Here is an 18,826-nt window from a genome sequence, read left to right as displayed (position 1 = left end):
TGGTACTTCAGGGCAATTCCGGCCCGGCGGGCGCAAAGCGCAGCAGCGTCACGCCCTGGGGCAGGCTTTCACTGCCGAGCGGTTTCAGCTTGAGCGACAGGCCCGGCTGAAAATAGGGCTTGCCGCCGCCCAGCACGAGGGGATGCTGATAGAGGCGGTATTCGTCGATGAGGCCGGATCGCGCCAGTTCGGCGGCGAGGGTGGGGCCGGCGACGCCGATCTCGCCGTCGCTCTCCGCCTTGAGCGAGCGCACCACCTCCATGGCGTCCGAGCTCACCAGCGTCGCATTCGGCCCGACCTCCCGCAGCGTCGTCGAGAAAACGAGCTTAGGCGTCTCGCGCCAGGCGTAGGCAAAATCCATCTCGACCTCGCCGGAGTCCTGTTCGCGCTCGGGGCTGTCCCAATAGCGCATTACCTCATACATGCGCCGCCCATAGAGTGCGACCGACGTCTGCCGCATAAGCTGGTTGAAATGCCGGTGCAACTCGGCCTGGGGGATGGGCAGGCCAAATTCCTGCTGTGGTGCGGTGACATAGCCATCCAGGGACATCAGCATGGCATAGACGATCGTGGCCATTGGCGCCTCCCTTGTTCTCCGGCCACTATGCCCAAACCAATTGCATAACGCAATCAGTTCGAAGGGGTAGGCGATGATTTCACCAGCTTATTCGCGCAGAAGTCGCCTGTTCACATGATGTCGTCGCTTGCGAAACAAAATTCTTGCGCATTTTGGGAAATGACATAAACATATCTTTATGTGAGAGACGGTGGCGTAGGATGACGAATCTAGCTCCTTTCGAAATGGTGTTGGGCACGCTGAAGGCGTCGGGTGAACCGACGCGCCTTCGCCTGCTGGCCATCCTGGCGGAAGGCGAGCTCAACGTGACCGATCTCACCGAGATCCTCGGGCAATCGCAGCCGCGCATCTCGCGCCACCTCAAGCTTCTGGTTGAAGCCGGGCTGGTGGAGCGCATCCGCGAGGGCGCCTGGGCCTTCTTCCGCCTGGCGGAAGGGACGATGAAATCCGAGATCTTTGCGCAAATTCTTGCCGGCCTCGATCGCAGCGATCGCATTCTTGCCCGCGACCGCTCTCGCCTCGTCGAGGTGAGGCGCACCCGGGCGGCGGTGGCTGCCGATTATTTCCGCGCCCATGCCGGTGACTGGGATCGCATACGCGCCCTCCATGCCCCCGACGAGGCGGTCGAGGCAGCGTTGCGCGAGGTGGTCGGCAGCCAGCCTATCCAGGCTTTCCTCGACATCGGCACCGGCACCGGGCGCATGCTCGAACTGTTCGCGCCGCTGGCGGTCCGTGCCGTCGGCATCGACGCCAGCGCGGAAATGCTGGTGATCGCCAGGGCCAATCTCGAACGGAACGGCATCCGCAATGCCGTGGTGCGGCAGGGCGATCTCTTCGCGCTTTCGGTCGAGCCGGGCGCCTATGACCTCATCATTGTGCATCAGGTCCTGCATTACCTCGACGATGGCGCCAAGGCCCTGCGCGAGATCGGGCGGGCGCTGCGCCCGGGTGGCCGTCTGGTCATCGTCGATTTCGCCCCACACGAACTCGAATTCATGCGCGAGGATTTCGCGCATCGCCGTCTCGGTTTTGCCCGCGAGACGATCGAGCATTGGCTGGAAGCCGCGCATCTGCGGCCGGATGGCTGGCGCCTGGTGGAAGCGGGCGGGGGGCGCTCGAGCCTCACCGTATCGATTTGGACCGGGCGTGATCCGCGCCGGGTCTCGGACACTATCACTCTTGGTCAGGAGGTCGCGTGATGGCTGGTCACGCCTTGCCCTCACACGGCGGTATTCGGGTTTCCTTCGAGTTCTTCCCGCCGAAGAATTCGGAGATGGAAGCGGCCCTATGGGAGGCGATCGAACGCCTGGCGCCGCTCGATCCCCTGTTCGCTTCGGTGACCTATGGTGCCGGTGGTACCACCCGTGAACGCACGCATGGCACGGTGGCCCGCATGGTGCAGGAAACCGATATCCGCCCGGCTGCACATCTGACCTGTGTCGGCGCCACGCGCGAGGCCATCGACGAGGTGATCCGTGGCTATGCCGAAGCAGGCGTGCGCCACATCGTGGCGCTGCGCGGCGATCCGCCGGCAGGGGTGGGTGCCCGCTACGAACCCCATCCGGGTGGCTATGCCAACTCTGCCGATCTGGTGGCGGGTATCAAGGCGCAGGGCGATTTCGAGGTCTCCGTCTCGGCCTATCCCGAGAAGCACCCCGAAAGCCCGTCGCTCGCCTTCGACATCGACATCCTCAAGGCCAAGGTCGATGCCGGCGCCACGCGTGCCATCACCCAGTTCTTCTTCGACAACGAGCATTATCTGCGCTTTGTCGATCGGGTTCGCGAGGCGGGCATCGATATTCCGATCGTGCCGGGCATCGTGCCGGTGCAGAATTTCAACCAGGTCCGCAACTTCGCCGAGCGCTGCGGGACCGATGTGCCGCGACGCCTTGCCGACCGCTTCGAAGGCTTGGACAATGATGTTGCCACGCGTAAACTCGTGGCCGCCGCGGTCGCCGCCGAACAGGTTTTCGATCTCGTCGATCGCGGGGTCAGCGATTTCCACTTCTACACCATGAACAAGGCCGATCTGGTCTATGCCATCTGCCATCTGCTCGGCCTCAGGCCAAAGGTGGAGAAGGCGGCGGCTTAGCTGGAGCGCGGACTTCCAGTCCGCTTCTCTCGCTTCCTGAAATGGGATCCTCCCAGGAGTGGACGAGGATACCCGCGTTGCCGGCGCCAGTTTCCTACGCGCTAAGTATATTCATGCCGCGCCAGCGCGAAACGGTGGCATCGACTGTTTCGCGGACAGGCAGGAGATGGGATGGTGCCGATCCTATGGTGCCGCTACGGGCGATGCCCGTCTCGACAAGATGGCGTCCCGCATCCTCCAGGAGATCGACACGCAGGATCGCTGTCTCGTAGCGCTGCCAGCGGCGCTCGCCATCGACCATCAGGGGAGCGCCCTCTTGTATCAAGGTCTGGTGCGGCCAGGTCCGTCGCTCGGCCAGATGCAGGATTGTGCAGCTCTCGAAACTGACGCCGAGTAGAAGCACCCTGGCTTCGAGATCGTAAAGCCTTGCCAGCGGCGAGTTCTCGCCGAAGGGGTCTTCGAGCGGTTGGTCTTGAAGGATCGTCTCAGCCCGTGTGCCCCAGGCCGCCAAGGAACTGGTGGGATGGTTGCTGCGCATCACACCGGGCCAGGTCCGGAACAATTCGGCGATCCTGCCCATGCCTCGTGCCGGTGTTCGCTTGGGGTCGAAGGCTGGCATCGATTGGCGCACGGGTTCATGCCATGCCTGCGGAATGGGCGGCGCGCCCCAGTGGACAGGATCGGTCAGGTCCGGCGACATCGCCGGCATGAGGAGCGTACCCTCGGGGGTGATGACGTCGCAAAGCGCCTGGATCACCGCTGTTTCGGCGCCGTTGACCCAGCCGAGCGCCTTGAGGGAGCTATGAACGAGCAATGTTCCGCCGGGCGTGACCCCGAGTAGCCGCAGGTCGGTGGCAAGGCTTTCCCTCGTTCGCGGCATGGTGCTTTGCTGGATGATGCTTGCCTCGGTCATGACTTCCTCAGGAACAGGGAGAAGGGCTCACCCCCGCAGCCGTGCCATCATATGGGCATCCGCGAACGCACCGGCCCGGAATGCGTAATTGCGCAGGAGCCCCTCCTGCTTGAAGCCGAACCGTTCGTAAAGGCGTATGGCCTGCAGATTGTCGGCAAAGACCGTCAGTTCGAGACGCTCGATCCTCAGCCAATGATCGGCCGCGTCGATGACTTCCCGCAGCAGCGCGGTGCCGATACCCTTGCCGAGATGGTCGTCATGAACGCCCATTCCAAGACCTGCGGCATGGGCCCGCCGGCCGCCGTAGCGCTCCAGGCCGGCATTTCCCACGATGGTGCTCTCGAGTACGGCGACGAGATTGAGGGCCTCCGGACCGAGCCCTTCCAGCCATCGCCGGGCCAGCTCCGGCCTCTGATAGGGCAGGCGAAGCGTGCCGGCCCTGTAGCCGGGAAGATTGGCGAGTGCGGTTATCGCGTCGACATCCTCCAAACGCGTGGCACGTATCGACAATCCCGGCGGTGCAGGCCGTGAATCGAGGGGATGGGATGGGGGCGGGGGCATGGTCGCTCTCCTTTTCGCGAGGAGAGCTGGGCTTCCATGGACCCTGCTCGCCTCGCAGGGTTCATGGGTCGATCGTATCGCGCTTACGGCAATACTCTTCCCGCGCCCCGAGGGAGGTGCGTGGCAAGATGCATGCAGGTCATGCGCTTTATGTTCATGCGCCGACACTAGGCCATTGGCTCGAGAACGGCAAGATGACGAGAATGCACCTCGCAAAAGCACGATCCGCTCAACCCAGCGTGATCGTGGGATTGCTCCTGTCGGCGTAGCCGATCGAGATGCTGGCGCCGCAATCGGCCGTGAGCCAACCGGCGAGATGGTTGGTGGCCTCCTCCAGTTCACCCCAGCCATTGGCCTGCACCGTCACCAGCGCCCGCCTTGTTTCCGGCGTGATGGCCGAGCGCATGTCCTGGCGCCAGTTCCATCGGCGGCACAGCACATGCCTGCTGTCGGCGAGCACGACCTCGCCATCCTTGGGCGGATCATTGGGATCCTCGCCTGCCTCCGCGCCCATATCCAGAAAGCTGTCGCCGGGGCGCGAGAAGCGGAAGGCGACGGGCGGGGCGACCTTGTCGAGATCGTCGGCGCCGATGCAGAAGCCGTGCTGCAGTGAGATCGTGTTGTAGATATCGACGAAATTGTTGATGGCGGGCAGTCTGTCGCCCGCCAGCACGCGCTTGATCAGTCGCTCGACCGAGGAACGATAGCTGGTCTTCTTGATGCCGAAGCCCTTATAGGCGCTGCGCCAGGCTACGACACCCGGAATGGTGGAAAGTTCCATACCTTCATGCTGGCTGCGGCAGGCTGCCTCCGAGGCGAGGATGGCCGCATCGAGATGGCCCGGTCGTCCCGTGGTGACGGCAAGATCTTCGGCCACGAGGACGGCCACACGGAAGTCGGGAAAGCGTTCGGTGAGTTCGGCAATGGTCAATTGCATGGGCGTCATTCGCTGGTCGGTTTGGCGTGGCGCCGGCATCGGACGGTGATGATGTCACAAAACGAATCATCATGCTTTTGATTGATCTTGCCACGAGGGATCGAACGGATAATGTGAATCCGCGCGGTTCGGCAAGCTTTTGTGCAGGCTGCGCTTTTCGGTTCCGCCGGGATGCGTCCCAGCTGTTCAGACTGTGGTGAGGCCGTATGGAAACCGCCAACGCGCCGACTGCGAGCTATGGTATCGAACCCGGATTGCGTTTCGCCCTGCTTCTCGACGGGCGGGGCGGCTGCTGCCAGCTCGACATGGCGCAGGCCCGGGCCTGGAAGCCCGGTGACGGCGTGCTTTGGCTGCATCTGGAGCGCGATCATCCCGCCGCCGCCGACTGGGTCCATGGCAGAGGAGATTTCGATCCTGTCGTCGCAGATGCCCTCCTCGAAGAAGAGTCGCGGCCGCGTGTCGAGCCAATCGACGATGGTCTGCTGATCATTCTACGTGGCGTGTGCGCGACCGCGCCGGAGGAAGTCGAGGAAAAGCCCGCCGATATCGATCTGGTTCCGCTGCATCTGTGGGTCGATGGCGACCGCGTGATCTCGCTGCGCGACAAGGATCATTACATCACGGCTCTGCGCGACATCCGCAAGGCCCTGCACAAGGGCAAGGGGCCGAGCCATGCCGGCGATCTCCTGGCGATGATCGGCGACAAGCTGGTTCGCGACCTCGAGCCGGTGCTTGATGCCATGGACGAGGAGGTCGACGAACTCGACGATCTGATCTTCCAGGGCGATGCCGGCGAGGTGCGTGAGCGCCTGAAGCTGCTCAGGCGGCGCGCGGTGCAACTGCGCCGCTATCTTGCCCCCCAGCGCGATGCGCTCAACCGCATGGAGCATGACGACGCTCCCTGGTTGGATGAACGCGACAAGCTGCGCTTGCGTGAGGTGATCGACAAGCTGATGCGATTCATCGAATATCTCGACGCGATCCGGGACCGGACCAGTATCCTGCATGACGATCTTTCCACCGTGATTGGCGAACGTATCGCGCACAATTCCAACCGCCTGGCTGCCCTTGCCGCGCTGCTGCTGCCGCCCAGTGTGGTAGCCGGCCTGTTCGGCATGAATGTCGGTGGTATTCCCGGCGTCGACAAGGGCTGGGCTTTCGCGACCATCGTGGGCTTCGTCACGATCACCTCGATCGTCACGCTATGGGTTCTCAAGCGGATCAACTGGTTGTAATACCGGTCCGCATCGAGACCGACTCTTCCCAGGCAGACCTGTCTGCCTGGGAAAGCGGCCGACAACGTGGATGGACCCTTCCATCTGCCGTATCGAAAAGACCGCCCTTGCAGCTTGATACATCCCTCGCCAACCTTGCCGTTGCCTCGCCCAATCATGGCGAGCGCCTCGACCCGGCGTCGCCACTTCTGCTCGTCCTGCATTATACCGGCATGCCCGACGGTGAACTGGCGCTGGCCCGGCTTTCCGATCCGGCTTCGCAGGTTTCCTGCCATTACCTCGTCGACGAGGGCGGACGGATCATCCAGATGGTGCCCGAGTCCCGCCGGGCCTGGCATGCCGGCCAGGCGAGCTGGGAGGGCGTGACCGATATCAACTCCCACTCCATCGGCATCGAGATCGTCAATCCCGGACACGAATGGGGTTATCGGGATTTTCCGGCTGTGCAGATGATGGCGGTCAAGGCTCTATGCCGCGATATTGTGAACCGCCACGGCATCAGGCCGCACCATGTGCTCGGGCATTCGGACATCGCGCCGCTGCGCAAGACTGATCCTGGTGAGCGTTTCGACTGGGCCGGGCTGGCGCAAGAGGGTATCGGCCTCCATGTGCGCCCCGCCGCCATTCAGGGCGGGCGTTTCTTCTCCGCCGGCGAGGCCGGCCAGCCCATCGAGGCGCTGCAAGCGATGTTCTCGCTCTATGGCTACGGCATCGCGGTGAACGGGGTCTATGATGCGCTCACCGAGGCCGTGGTGACGGCCTTCCAGCGCCATTTCCGCCAGGCGAGGGTGGACGGCATTTGTGATGCCTCCACCATTGAAACCTTGCGCAGCCTCATCCTGGCCAAGCAGGCACTGGTGTGACTTTTCGCACAGCGCCCCCGCGCTGCCGGCGCTAAGGTCACTGGCGAATGGTTCTCCCATTTCCTCCCAAAGACATAACTCCCGGCGTCCAACCAATCGGTTGGCGCCGGTTTTTCTTTGTTGACGCCGCCGGCGCTTGGCGTCACACAGGCGCGGCTAGCTGGCTGGGCGGCCGCTGTTGCCAGGCTCAAACCTGGGAATGGAGGAAAGTCCGGGCTCCACGGAAATAGGGTGCCGGTTAATGGCCGGCGGGGGCGACCTCAGGGAAAGCGCCACAGAAAGTAAACCGCCTCAGCAGGCTTCTTTTGAACTTGCCGGGGTAAGGGTGAAAGGGTGCGGTAAGAGCGCACCGCGCGGCCGGTAACGGCAGCGGCATGGCAAGCCCCACCCGGAGCAAGACCGAATAGGGACGACCGCGGCGGTCTTCGGACGCGCCGAGGCGCATTTCCGCGCTGTCGTCCGGGTTGGTTGCGTTGAGGTCACCGGTGACGGTGGCCCCAGATGAATGGTCGCCACGTCCGCGCGAGCGGGCCATACAGAACCCGGCTTACAGGCCAGCTAGCCTTGCCTTTCAGCGGATGAGCGGTGCGCGGACTTGCAGTCCGCTTTTCGACTTCAAACGCGATGTCTCCAAGAGCGGATATCGCGACATGCAAGCATGTCGCTGAGATCTCCGCGCTCCAATTCGCGCCTTTTCTAGAACCGCTGTTCCAGGCCAGTCGTTCTTGTTTTTGTCACCGAACGCCGCCACATTGCGCCCGAGTGAGTCTCTCGGCGGATATGATTCCGATTCAGGGAGGCGCGACAGTCAGTTGAAATCGTGGGGAATTCGGGAATGGGCCTCTGTGGCGATCCGGCGAACTCCCGCGGACTTCGAACCGGGTAACATCATGGGTATCGTCTGGACCATCCTCATCGGCTTCATCGTTGGCCTGCTTGCGCGTTTCCTCTCGCCGGGGCAGCACAATCCCAGCGGCTTCATCCTTACCACGATACTGGGCGTGGTCGGCGCGGCGCTGGCGACCTGGCTCGGGCAGCAGATCGGCTGGTACACGATCGGCGAAAAGGCCGGCTTCATCGGCGCTGTTGTCGGCGCAGTCATCGTGCTGCTGGTCTGGCGAGCCTTTGCTCGCAGTGCGTGAGAACACCATGCCAAGGCGCAGCATGGTGTCCCCAGAGCCTTCATGGCCGGGTCCTATCGACAGCTGACCCGACCGTTTCTGGTGCAGATGGATCAGGCCGCCTGATACCCTGACGTCTTTCGATATTGCGCTCGACATGCGGCAATAGAGCATGCCGTCCGGTGCAGGCGCGCCGGCTGTGGCAGTGCAGGAGAATGGACATGGACAAGGATCGTGTCGGAGGGGCCGCAAAGCAGGTCAAAGGCACTATCAAGGAGGCCGTCGGCAAGGTGACGGGCGATGCCAAGACCCAGGCCGAGGGCAAGGCGGAAAAGCTCGCAGGCAAGGTCCAGAGTGCGGTTGGCGGTGCCAAGGATGCGGCGCGCGACGCATTGAAGAAGTGACGAGAGCGGGGAGTGTCCAGGGGCGCTCCCCGCATTGAAGCGGTCATTTACCGGCGCCTGGAAGTGGAGCGCTGTTCCTTTCGCCTCACACCGTTCCGGACTATGGTTCCGTCCGTAAGAGATGGCATGCCGCGCCTCTCGCCGGCAGTGGGAATAGGTCATGGCGAACGAGGTTCCGGATGTGAGCATCCTGCGACGACAGGTGGATCGGCGTCAGCTCCAGGAGATCATTGCGGGGCTGGCCGAAGGCATCTTGTTGATAGACCCTGCGGAGGGGATCGTCTGGGCCAATGAAAGGGCCCTCGACCTGCATGATGCGGGAGAACTGGCGGAGTTGGGCAGGACGCCGGACGAATATCGGCGGAATTATATGCTGAAATACCGCAACAACCATTCGCTGGCTCCCGAGCAATACCCTCTGAATCGCCTGCTGGCCGGCGAAGTTTTCAAGGAACTGGTCGTCGAGGTCGTCAAAGCGGCGCCGCGCGGAAGGAAACAGGGGTGGCGCTGCATCCAACAGCTTCGAGGACTGGTTCTCGTCGATGCGGCCGGTAATCCTGAGTCCTACGTGCTGGTCATCGAGGATCTGACCGAGCGTTTCACCGCGGAGGAGCGCTTCGAGCGGACTTTCGCTGCCAATCCGGCGCCGGCCATCATCTGCCGGATATCGGATCTGCGCTATGTGAAGGTCAATCAGGGCTTCCTGGAAATGACCGGCTACAAGCGCGAGGAGGTTCTCGGCCGCTCGACCTACGAAATCGACGTGTTGGAGAATGCCGGAGTCCGGGAGAGTGCGATCACCTCCTTGCGCGAGGGGCGCACGATTCCACAGACCGAGGCAAGTTTACGCCTGGCCGATGGCGACTCGAAGCTGGTCATCGTCGCTGGCCAGCCGATCGAGATCGGTGAGGAGCCTTGCATGCTCTTCACCTTCATGGATATGGAGCCGCGCAGGCGGGCCGAACAGGCCTTGCGGCAGAGCGAAGAGCGTTTCGCCCGGGCCTTTCGCATGACTCCCGTGCCGACCATCGTGATGGCCCGCAAAGATTTCCACGTGCTGGATGTCAACGAGGCCTTCGCCGTGGTCATGGGCTACGCGCGTGAGGACGTGATCGACAAGCCCATCGCGCTGGTACCGATCTGGTCTTCGAGCGGGTCTAGGCGTCAACTCGAACGTGACATCGAGACCGATGGAGCTTTGCGCAACCGGGATTTGGAGCTGCGCAGCCGGCATGGGGAAGTCCTGGATTGCCTGGTCTCGGCCGAGACCGTCGGCATTCAGGGCCAGGACTGCGTCCTGATCGTCCTGCAGGACATTACCGAACGCAAGCGATCGGAAGTCGAGCTGATGTCCGCCATCGAAGCCGTGATGCAGGATACGTCCTGGTTCAGCCGTACGGTAATCGAGAAGCTGGCCAATCTGCGGGGCGGAGGGACGTCGAACGGGGCCTCCACGGAGCTGGCCGACCTGACCCCGCGGGAGTTGGAAGTACTTGGCCTGCTCTGCCAGGGGCTGACCGATGTCCAAATCGTCAAGGCGTTGAAGCTCACCCGCAATACGGTGCGCAACCACGTCGCCCGCATCTATGGCAAGGCCGGTGTGCACAGCCGGGCCGCCGCCGTGGTGTGGGCGCGCGAGCGCGGATTCACCGGCGCTTCGCAAAAAGCCCGGCCCACCCGTTCAAGCTGAAGCACCTGATGCATCCGCACTAGCAATGCTGACGTATCGGCTTCTATTGCTGCAGGTTTCCCGGCGCTAGCTTGCACCCCTCGGCATGCCGCCACCTCCCCAGCGGGATGAGGATGCGGGCCGGTGCCGTTTATGGGAAAGCCAAGATGCATATCCGCTACGGTTTCGATATTGCGATGCAGTTCTCGCAACCGACCACGCTGATCACCGTTCTCGATGTTCACCCCTCACGGCGCGGCGACATCGTGCGCGAGCAGGATCTCTCCACCCTGTCGAACCATCCGACTCAGGCCCACATCGACGTTTTCGGCAATCTGTGCCGGCGCATTCATGTCGAAGATGGTTTCCTGCATCTGCGCTGCGACGGCGTCATCCGCGACAGCGGGGAGCCTGATAAGGCGGTCGAGAGGGCGAAAATCCTGCCCATCATGGCCCTGCCGAAGGAAACGCTGACCTATTTGCATGCCAGCCGTTATTGCGAAACCGATCTCCTGTCCGACTTCGCCTGGGAGCGTTTCGGAGACATAACCGATGGCTGGCAGCGCGTTCAGGCCGTCACGGACTTCGTCCATTCGCATTTGAGCTTTGGCTACGAGCACGCCAGCGCGACGCGTTCGGCCTTGCAGGCCTTCGAGCAGAAGGTTGGCGTGTGCCGGGATTTTGCCCATTTGGCGGTTGCGCTGTGCCGTTGCCTCAACATTCCGGCGCGCTACTGCAATGGTTATCTCGGTGACATCGGGGTGCCTCCCGATCCGGCCGCCATGGATTTCAATGCCTGGTTCCAGGCCTATCTCGGCGGGGAGTGGTATACCTTCGACCCGCGGCACAACCAGCGCCGGATTGGGCGGATCCTCATCGGCTTCGGCCGCGATGCCGCCGACGTCCCGATGATCAGTTCCTTCGGCCGTCACAGCCTGAGCAAGTTCGAGGTTGTGACGGAACGAGTTCCGGACGAACAGGCGGCTGCAACCACGGAGCGGCGGCTGTCACCGTAGCAGCGTCCGGAAAATCGTGATCTGTAAAACGTTTATGGTGCGACGTTCTTATCGAGAATCAGGATGTCGATATTGCGGTCCGGCGCGTAATTGTTGCGCTTGAGCTCGTAGCGGGTGCTGCTGACCTTTTTGGCGCCTTCTGCGCAGAAGGAGACCAGGTTGTCGGGAAAAGCCTTGTCGATCACCAGGCCGAACCGGCCGGCAGGGCCGGACCAGCGGCCATTGCCGACGAAGGTGTAGCCGAAATAGGTCTGCCGGGTTTTGGGCGTCTTCGCGGTCTCGCCTGCCTGTGGCTTGGCTGCCGTCAGGCGCTTGGTCAAGGCGTCGGCCGCACGCAGGAAGCCCTCATTGACGCAATATTTCTTCTGATATTGCGTCAATGACTCGCCGGTCAGGTTGGCGCGGTCGAAATAGAGGCCGGCCGCCGAACCGATGCTCGGCGTGTAGCTGTATTGCAGGATGATCTCCTTGCCAGCTGGCAAAACCTGCTGGCGAACGATCCTGGAACGCAAGGTCCAGAGCGGGACCCAGTTTTCGCCAGCCCCGGCGATATAGCCCGGCGTACTCAGCTTGGTACGGTCCTCGTTGCTCAAGCGCTTGAGAGCCTCGGCGGTGGAGGCGACGGCGGGCAGCAATGGCACGTTCAGGCTCTTGAGCAGATCGGTGATTTCGCTCTCCTTGCCGCCGTCCGGCGTGAAGAAGGCATGTTGTTCCACGCTCGCCTCGACCGATTTGCCGGCCGCCTTGGCCTGGACATCGAGGAAGTTCGGCGAAGCCGGGTTGGGAATGGCTAAATCCAGGTCCGTTTCGCCGGTCACCTCCGGAAGGGGGAAGGCGACTGTCAGCGTCAGGTCCTGGCCGGCTTTGTTGAGGAAACGATAGGCAGCCCGGACCTGCTTGGCCGAGAGGAAGATGTCCTCCGCCTTCAATTCGAGCTGGTCCGCCGGCTCGATGACCAGCCCGCCGGCATCGAGATTGGCAAGACTCTCCTCGGCCGAAGCACCCGTCACGGGCATGGCGAGGGTCAAGGCTGCAGCGCAATAGAGCGCTTTGGCGGGTCGGGGCATTGGCTGCGAATCTCCACACCGTCGAAACGGTTCGGCGCCGATAGTGCCCGCCTTTGCGGCACTGCGAAAGAGGCAGGGAGCAATGGCAGGATCTCGAGTTCTTATCGAAGTGGTGACGTAACGGAATTTTCAAGGAGTGGAGCTGTCTCCACGAACCCTTCATTAACCTTTCATGGGCGTTAATGGGATAGGAGAAATCTGCCCGATTTGCGGGCCGCTTCCGCCTGTAATTCCTGCCTTTGAGAGTTCGATGTCCGCTTCCTCCGCTCCCGCCAACGATGCCGCCCGGCATGTGCCGGTGATGCTCGCCGAGGTGCTGAAGGCGCTCGAGCCGAAGGCGGGCGAGCGCTTCATCGACGGCACGTTCGGGGCAGGGGGCTATACGCGCGCAGTTCTGGCGGCCGCGCCCGATGTGCAGGTGCTCGCCGTCGATCGCGATCGCAACGCCATCACCGACGGCATGGCCCTGGTTTCCGAGATGCAGGGACGCCTCACTTTGGTCGAGGACCGTTTTTCCCATCTCGACAAGCTCGCGCCCATGCTGGGCGAGGGCGGCGTCGACGGGGTGGTGCTGGATATCGGGGTCTCCTCGATGCAGCTCGACGAGGCCGAGCGCGGCTTTTCCTTTCGCCGCGACGGGCCGCTCGACATGCGCATGTCGCGTGAAGGCTTGCATGCCGGGCCGACCGCCGCCGATCTCGTGGCCGAGCTTCCCGAGGAGGTGCTGGCCCGCATCTTCCAGGTGCTGGGCGAGGAGCGCCGCGCGCGTGCACTGGCGCGCGCCATCGTCACCGATCGGCAGAAGGAGCCGTTCCTCACCACCATGCAACTGGCGGATCTGTGCGGCCGGGTGATCCGCTCCAAGCCCGGCGACATTCATCCGGCGACGCGTGCCTTCCAGGCTCTGCGCATTGCCGTCAATGGCGAGCTCGACGAACTCGGCCGGGCCCTGCTGGCCGCTGAGCGGGCACTCAAGCCCGGCGGACGCCTGGTGGTGGTGACCTTCCATTCGCTCGAAGATCGTATCGTCAAGGCCTTCTTCACCGACCGCACCCGCAGCCAGGCCGGCGGTTCGCGCCATCAGCCCGTGGTGGCGGTACCGCCACCGACCTTCGTTCAGACCCATCGGGGAGCGCTGGCTGCGAGCGAGGCGGAAGCCGAGCTCAATCCCCGCGCCCGCTCGGCCAAGCTGCGCTTCGCCATCCGCAGCGAAGCCCCCGCTCGTGACACCGGCACCAGTTTCCTCGGATTGCCTGAGGTGAGTCTTCAATCCGGGAGAGGCCGTTGACCCGCATTCTCAATCTCATCCTGGTCGGTCTGCTGGTGGCTTCCGCCATCGGCGTCTACTCGATCAAATATGAATCGACCTTGCAGGCCGAGAAGGTCGCCAAGCTGCGCCGGGCCATCGAGACCGAACGTCGCGCCATCGAATCACTCAAAGCCGAATGGGCCTTCATGAGTCAGCCCGACCGTATCGGCGCCTTGGCCAAGCGCCATCTCGACCTCGTGCCGATGAAGGTCGTCCAATCCGTCGATGCCACCGATCTGCCCGAGAAGGCGCGCGAAGGCGATTTGATTGCCGAAAAACTCGAAGGACTCGGCCTGGCCGGGGCGCCGCAAGTGACAGGATCGACCCCATGAGTGAGGGGAACATGAGCGACGGGACCATCGTGGACAACCAGGCCAACGCATCAGCGCCCGAAGCCGGGACGAGCTCGGACGCCGCCAGCCCCGCCAAGACGCCGCGCCGGCGCCTTTCCAAGCTCGAAAAGAGCGGCGGGCGCATCGTGCTGATCGTGGTGGGCTTCGTCTGCATCTATATGGCGATCATGGCGCGGCTCACCCAGTTCGGCACCGCTCCCGACCAGCAATATGACGCACGTCGCTCGGCGGCCGACCAGTTGGCGGCGGCTCGCCCGGATATCCTCGACCGCAACGGCCGGATCCTGGCCACGGACGTGCAGGTGCCCTCGCTCTACGCCGAGCCGAAGAAGATCATCGACGTCGACGAGGCGACCGAGTTGCTGACCGCGCAGATGCCCGAGCTCGACGCACGTGAGCTCAGGACCAAGCTTGCCTCGGGCAAGGGCTTCATCTGGCTCAAGCGCGAGATCACGCCAGAACAGCGCAATCGCATTTATGCGCTCGGCCTGCCCGGCATAGGCTTCATCAACGAAAACAAACGCATCTACCCCAACGGGCCGACGGTGAGCCACGTCTTGGGCGCGGTGAACATCGACAACCAGGGCATAGCTGGCCTGGAGAAATACATCGACAACAAGCGCGGGCTCTCCGAGCTGCAGGCGCTCGGCTATGCCTCGACCTCCGACGCGATGAAGCCGGTGCAGACCTCGATCGATCTGCGCGCCCAGGCGGTGATGCGTGACGAGCTCATCGCCGGCATGGAGCATTTCAAGGCCAAGGCAGCGGGCGGCGTCATCATGGACGTGACCACCGGCGAGATGATCTCACTGGTGTCATTGCCGGACTTCGATCCCAACAATCCGGCCGATGCCCTCGATCCCAACAGGATCAACCGTATCAATGTCGGCACCTATGAAATGGGTTCGACCTTCAAGGCGCTGACCCTGGCCATGGCGCTCGAATCGGGCCGGTTCACCACCAATTCCATGCTGGATGCCCGGGCCGGCAGCGTCACCATCGGGCGTTGGACCATCCGCGACTACCATCCGCAGCGCCGCATGCTGAGCTTGCCGGAGGTGTTCACCTATTCGTCGAATATCGGCGTCATCCGCATGGCGCTCGGCCTGGGCGTGCCTGCCCACCAGGCCTTCCTGCGTCAGATGGGTCAGCTCGATCGCCTGGTGACGGAGCTGCCCGAAAATGCCGCGCCGATCCTGCCGCGTCGCTGGGGCACTCTGAACTCCGCCACCATTGCCTTCGGCCAAGGCATCACCGTTGCACCCCTGCAGGCCGTCATGGCGGTTGGCGCAATGATGAACGGCGGCCATCTGATGAAGCCGACCTTCATCAAGCGCGACGAGGACGAGGCTCTGGCCCTGTCCAAGCCGGTGCTCAAGCCCCACACCTCCGACGTGATGCGCTACATCATGCGCCTCAACGCCACCAACGGCTCGGCCAAGAAGGTCGACATTTTCGGCTATCAGGTTGGCGGCAAGACCGGCACGGCCGAAAAGCTGATCGGCGGGCGCTACAATAAGAACCTGAACTTCACCACCTTCATGGCGGTGTTTCCCTTCGACAAGCCGAAATATCTGATCACCGTTCTCTACGACGAGCCCAAGGGCCTGCCCGAGACCTATGGATATTCCACGGCTGCCTGGAACGCCGGCGTCACCACCGGCAAGATCCTGGAGCGCGTCGGCCCGCTCCTCGGCGTCAAACCCCGCTTCATGGAGGTTCCCAATCCGGTTCCGCCGCTCAACGCCCCGAGGGACCAGTTGAACCAGAGCATGGCCTGGCTGGCGGCCCGATAAGATCATCCAATGGGCGGGTCCGACGACCCGCCCATTGCAGTTTGCGGCAATGCATGGCCGGGATGCATCGATCGGCCATTGAAACTGCATTGCCATTGCTCTTAGGCACTCTAATAAAGCCGCCGATTCCGAATCGTCGAAAACCAGGACATTCATGACCAAACGCCTCGCCGACATCGTTTCCGAAGGCTCCCTGGCCGCCGATGCCCGTGCGCTCGAGGTCGCGGGCGTCACCGCCGATTCCCGCGCCGTGAAGCCGGGTTTCGTCTTCGTCGCCATTCCCGGTACGAAGAGCGATGGCGCGGCCTATGTCCCGCAGGCCATTGCCGCCGGTGCGGTGGCTGTTGTCTCCGAAGCCCCGCTCGACGTGCCTGCGTCAGTCGCCCAGATCAAGGTCGGCAATGCCCGCAAGGCGCTGAGCGAGATCGCGGCGGCCTTCTATGACCGCCAACCGGCAACCATCATTGCCGTCACCGGTACCAGTGGCAAGACCTCGGTCGCCGCCTTCGTTCGCCAGATCTGGGCGATATCAGGGTATCAATCGGCGTCCATCGGCACCGTCGGCGTCGTGGCGCCCTGGGGCGAGACCTATGGATCCCTCACCACACCGGATCCGGTCGAGCTGCACCGTCTGATCGACGAACTGGCGGGCAGGGGCATCACCCATCTCGCCATGGAGGCTTCCTCGCACGGCCTCGACCAGTTCCGGCTTGATGGCGTGCGCTTGGCAGCCGGCGGCTTCACCAATCTGTCGCGCGATCATCTCGACTATCATGCGAGCTTCGAGGCCTATCTCGAGGCGAAGCTGCGGCTGTTCCGCGATCTCCTGCCCGATGGCGCCGGGGCGGTCGTGGCGGCCGACCATGCCGAGGCCGCCGCCGTATTGGCCGCGGCGCGCCGGAAGGGCCTGCATGTTCTCAGTGTCGGCGAGGCGGGTGACGGCATCCGCCTGAAATCGGTTGATATCGAAGGCTTCATCCAGCATCTGGAACTCGACTATCAGGGCCGGGCCTATCGGGTGCGGCTGCCGCTCGCGGGGCGCTTCCAGGTGGAGAATGCTCTCGTCGCCGCCGGCCTGTGCCTCCTGACCGGCGGGGAGCCGGATGCCGTCTTCGCTGCTCTCGAGCACCTTCAGGGTGCCAAGGGACGCCTCGACCTTGTCGGCACCGTCGAGGGGGCACCGGTGCTCGTCGACTATGCCCATAAGCCCGATGCGCTCGAAAAGGCGCTGGAGGCCTTGCGTCCCTTCGTGCAGGGCAAGCTGGTGGTGATCTTCGGCTGCGGCGGCGATCGCGATGCCGGCAAACGCCCGATCATGGGTGAGATCGCCACTCGGCTGGCCGACAAGGTCATCGTCACAGATGACAATCCCCGCAGCGAGGATCCCGCCACGATCCGCGCGGCGATCATGGCGGCAGCGCCAGGCGCGATCGAAATCGGTGACCGGCGCCTGGCGATCGAGACAGCGATTGTGGAGCTGGGGCGCGGGGATGTGCTGCTGATCGCCGGCAAGGGACACGAACCAGGCCAGATCGTCGGCAAGACGGTGCTCCCCTTCTCCGATCACGATGTCGCCCGCGAGGCGATCGCCGCGAGGGCCGGGTGATGGCCATCCTTCGGAGCGCGGACATCCTGTCCGCTCTTGGAAACGCCGCGGTTAGCGAGCTAGGAAGAGCGGACAGGATGTCCGCGCTCCAGGAAGAATCAAGCCTTTTGCAGGCTGCTCTATTGTTTCGACGCATTTTTTCAAAAAATGCTCTGAGGTTGAAAGGATTTCCATGTTCTATCTGCTGAGCCGCTTCAGCGAACATTTCGAGCTCCTCAACCTGTTCCGCTACATCACCTTCCGGACCGGTGGGGCTATCTTCACGGCACTTTTGTTCGTGTTCTTCTTCGGGCCGTGGACGATCTCCTGGCTGCGCGTGAAGCAGGGCAAGGGCCAGCCGATCCGCGACGACGGCCCGCAATCGCATCTGTCCAAGCGCGGCACGCCGACCATGGGCGGGCTGATGATCCTGTCGGGGCTGGGCGTATCGACACTGCTGTGGGGCAACCTCGCCAATGTCTATGTCTGGGCCGTGTTGCTGGTAACGCTCGGCTTTGGCGCCATCGGCTTCTATGACGACTATCTCAAGGTGACCAAGCAAAGCCACAAGGGCTTTTCCGGCCGGGCGCGCCTGTCTCTGGAATTCCTGATCGCCGGCGTCGCCGTGATCCTGATGGCACAGGCGGGCGGGGCGCGCTTCCTCGGCTTCCTGTGGGGCAGCGGCGCGCCGATCTCGCAGGCGACCTCGGTCGCCTTTCCCTTCTTCAAGGAACTCTTGATCAACCTCTCCTATTTCTTTGTGGTCTTTGGCGCCTTCATCATCGTAGGCTTCGGCAATGCCGTGAATCTGACGGACGGCCTGGACGGGCTTGCCATCGTGCCGGTGATGGTGGCCGCCGGTACCTTCGGTGTCATCGCCTATCTCGTCGGCAACGCGAATTTCGCCAATTACCTGCAGCTTCACTTCGTACCCGGCACCGGCGAACTCGCGGTGATCTGCGGCGCGATGATCGGGGCGGGGCTCGGCTTCCTCTGGTTCAATGCGCCGCCGGCCCAGATCTTCATGGGCGATACCGGTTCGCTCGCGCTCGGCGGCATGCTGGGCTCGATCGCCGTGGCCACCAAGCATGAGATCGTGCTGCTGGTCGTGGGCGGCCTGTTCGTGGCTGAGACCCTGTCGGTGATCATCCAGGTGCTGTCGTTCCGTTATACCGGCAAGCGCGTGTTCAAGATGGCGCCGATCCATCACCATTTCGAACAACTTGGCTGGAAGGAACCGCAGGTCGTGATCCGCTTCTGGATCATCGCGGTGGTGCTGGCTTTGCTCGGGCTTGCCACGCTCAAGCTCAGATAGGACGAAAGATCGT

General features: G+C 63.1%; 18 protein-coding genes and 1 other RNA gene. 14 read left to right on the top strand and 5 right to left on the bottom strand.

Annotated features, from left to right (window positions below; all coding sequences use genetic code 11):
- Window positions 1–7: 7 nt before the first annotated feature.
- Complete coding sequence (locus tag ACZYTC_RS12745; protein WP_488989722.1) at window positions 8–577, bottom strand: dihydrofolate reductase family protein; 570 nt, start codon at window positions 575–577, stop codon at window positions 8–10.
- Window positions 578–777: 200 nt separating this feature from the next.
- Here ACZYTC_RS12745 and ACZYTC_RS12740 point away from each other — a divergent pair, with 200 nt between their 5' ends.
- Both ACZYTC_RS12740 and metF read left to right on the top strand, forming a co-directional pair.
- A complete protein-coding gene (locus tag ACZYTC_RS12740) occupies window positions 778–1,776 on the top strand; it encodes an ArsR/SmtB family transcription factor (RefSeq protein WP_434955720.1) in 999 nt (332 codons plus the stop codon).
- Complete coding sequence (gene metF / locus ACZYTC_RS12735) at window positions 1,776–2,669, top strand: methylenetetrahydrofolate reductase [NAD(P)H] (protein WP_441774011.1); 894 nt, start codon at window positions 1,776–1,778, stop codon at window positions 2,667–2,669. Before ACZYTC_RS12740 ends, metF begins: the two co-directional genes overlap by 1 nt.
- Window positions 2,670–2,763: 94 nt before the next feature.
- On the opposite strand, the gene ACZYTC_RS12730 is transcribed toward metF, so the two are convergent.
- The 3 genes from ACZYTC_RS12730 to ACZYTC_RS12720 form a co-directional block, all read right to left on the bottom strand.
- Window positions 2,764–3,582 (bottom strand): AAC(3) family N-acetyltransferase, encoded by an 819-nt coding sequence (locus tag ACZYTC_RS12730; RefSeq protein WP_488989721.1) that lies wholly within the window; start codon window positions 3,580–3,582, stop codon window positions 2,764–2,766.
- A gap of 27 nt (window positions 3,583–3,609) precedes the next feature.
- On the bottom strand, window positions 3,610–4,143 hold the full coding sequence (locus ACZYTC_RS12725) for a GNAT family N-acetyltransferase (protein WP_441774009.1): 534 nt from the start codon (window positions 4,141–4,143) through the stop codon (window positions 3,610–3,612).
- Window positions 4,144–4,372: 229 nt separating this feature from the next.
- Window positions 4,373–5,080: a B3/B4 domain-containing protein gene (locus tag ACZYTC_RS12720; RefSeq protein WP_488989720.1), complete on the bottom strand. Its 708-nt coding sequence runs from the start codon at window positions 5,078–5,080 to the stop codon at window positions 4,373–4,375.
- A 206-nt stretch (window positions 5,081–5,286) separates the two neighbouring features.
- Between ACZYTC_RS12720 and ACZYTC_RS12715 the strand changes: the two genes are divergently transcribed.
- The 7 genes from ACZYTC_RS12715 to ACZYTC_RS12685 all read left to right on the top strand — a co-directional run bounded on the left by ACZYTC_RS12715 (window position 5,287) and on the right by ACZYTC_RS12685 (window position 11,388).
- Window positions 5,287–6,315: a CorA family divalent cation transporter gene (locus tag ACZYTC_RS12715; protein WP_322432741.1), complete on the top strand. Its 1,029-nt coding sequence runs from the start codon at window positions 5,287–5,289 to the stop codon at window positions 6,313–6,315.
- 107 nt (window positions 6,316–6,422) lie between these two features.
- The gene (locus tag ACZYTC_RS12710) at window positions 6,423–7,178 is read left to right on the top strand and encodes an N-acetylmuramoyl-L-alanine amidase (RefSeq protein ID WP_488989719.1); all 756 of its coding nucleotides are present in this window, start codon (window positions 6,423–6,425) and stop codon (window positions 7,176–7,178) included.
- A 156-nt stretch (window positions 7,179–7,334) separates the two neighbouring features.
- An RNA gene (gene rnpB / locus ACZYTC_RS12705) (RNase P RNA component class A) lies at window positions 7,335–7,744 on the top strand.
- Between the two features lie 324 nt (window positions 7,745–8,068).
- Complete coding sequence (locus tag ACZYTC_RS12700; RefSeq protein ID WP_434955727.1) at window positions 8,069–8,320, top strand: GlsB/YeaQ/YmgE family stress response membrane protein; 252 nt, start codon at window positions 8,069–8,071, stop codon at window positions 8,318–8,320.
- 200 nt (window positions 8,321–8,520) lie between these two features.
- Complete coding sequence (locus tag ACZYTC_RS12695) at window positions 8,521–8,703, top strand: CsbD family protein (RefSeq protein ID WP_434955728.1); 183 nt, start codon at window positions 8,521–8,523, stop codon at window positions 8,701–8,703.
- Between the two features lie 160 nt (window positions 8,704–8,863).
- Entirely contained in the window at window positions 8,864–10,393 is a 1,530-nt protein-coding gene (locus tag ACZYTC_RS12690) for a PAS domain S-box protein (protein WP_441774006.1), read from the top strand.
- A 146-nt stretch (window positions 10,394–10,539) separates the two neighbouring features.
- Window positions 10,540–11,388, top strand: a complete 849-nt coding sequence (locus tag ACZYTC_RS12685) for a transglutaminase-like domain-containing protein (RefSeq protein WP_441774005.1) — start codon at window positions 10,540–10,542, stop codon at window positions 11,386–11,388.
- A gap of 32 nt (window positions 11,389–11,420) precedes the next feature.
- Here ACZYTC_RS12685 and ACZYTC_RS12680 read toward each other — a convergent pair whose 3' ends face one another.
- Window positions 11,421–12,455, bottom strand: coding sequence for a DUF4424 family protein (locus ACZYTC_RS12680; RefSeq protein ID WP_488989718.1), 1,035 nt, complete (start codon window positions 12,453–12,455; stop codon window positions 11,421–11,423).
- Between the two features lie 250 nt (window positions 12,456–12,705).
- Here ACZYTC_RS12680 and rsmH point away from each other — a divergent pair, with 250 nt between their 5' ends.
- From rsmH to mraY, 5 genes are all read left to right on the top strand, one after another.
- A complete protein-coding gene (gene rsmH, locus ACZYTC_RS12675; RefSeq protein ID WP_488989717.1) occupies window positions 12,706–13,743 on the top strand; it encodes a 16S rRNA (cytosine(1402)-N(4))-methyltransferase RsmH in 1,038 nt (345 codons plus the stop codon).
- Window positions 13,740–14,096 (top strand): cell division protein FtsL, encoded by a 357-nt coding sequence (gene ftsL / locus ACZYTC_RS12670; RefSeq protein ID WP_434955733.1) that lies wholly within the window; start codon window positions 13,740–13,742, stop codon window positions 14,094–14,096. Before rsmH ends, ftsL begins: the two co-directional genes overlap by 4 nt.
- A complete protein-coding gene (locus ACZYTC_RS12665; protein ID WP_488989716.1) occupies window positions 14,093–15,913 on the top strand; it encodes a peptidoglycan D,D-transpeptidase FtsI family protein in 1,821 nt (606 codons plus the stop codon). Before ftsL ends, ACZYTC_RS12665 begins: the two co-directional genes overlap by 4 nt.
- Window positions 15,914–16,067: 154 nt before the next feature.
- The gene (locus tag ACZYTC_RS12660; RefSeq protein WP_488989715.1) at window positions 16,068–17,519 is read left to right on the top strand and encodes a UDP-N-acetylmuramoyl-L-alanyl-D-glutamate--2,6-diaminopimelate ligase; all 1,452 of its coding nucleotides are present in this window, start codon (window positions 16,068–16,070) and stop codon (window positions 17,517–17,519) included.
- A gap of 172 nt (window positions 17,520–17,691) precedes the next feature.
- On the top strand, window positions 17,692–18,813 hold the full coding sequence (gene mraY / locus ACZYTC_RS12655; RefSeq protein ID WP_434955736.1) for a phospho-N-acetylmuramoyl-pentapeptide-transferase: 1,122 nt from the start codon (window positions 17,692–17,694) through the stop codon (window positions 18,811–18,813).
- The last annotated feature ends 13 nt before the right edge of the window (window positions 18,814–18,826 follow it).

It is taken from the genome of Labrys sp. F242 (assembly GCF_057813875.1).
This window is presented reverse-complemented; position numbering and strand designations above follow the sequence as displayed.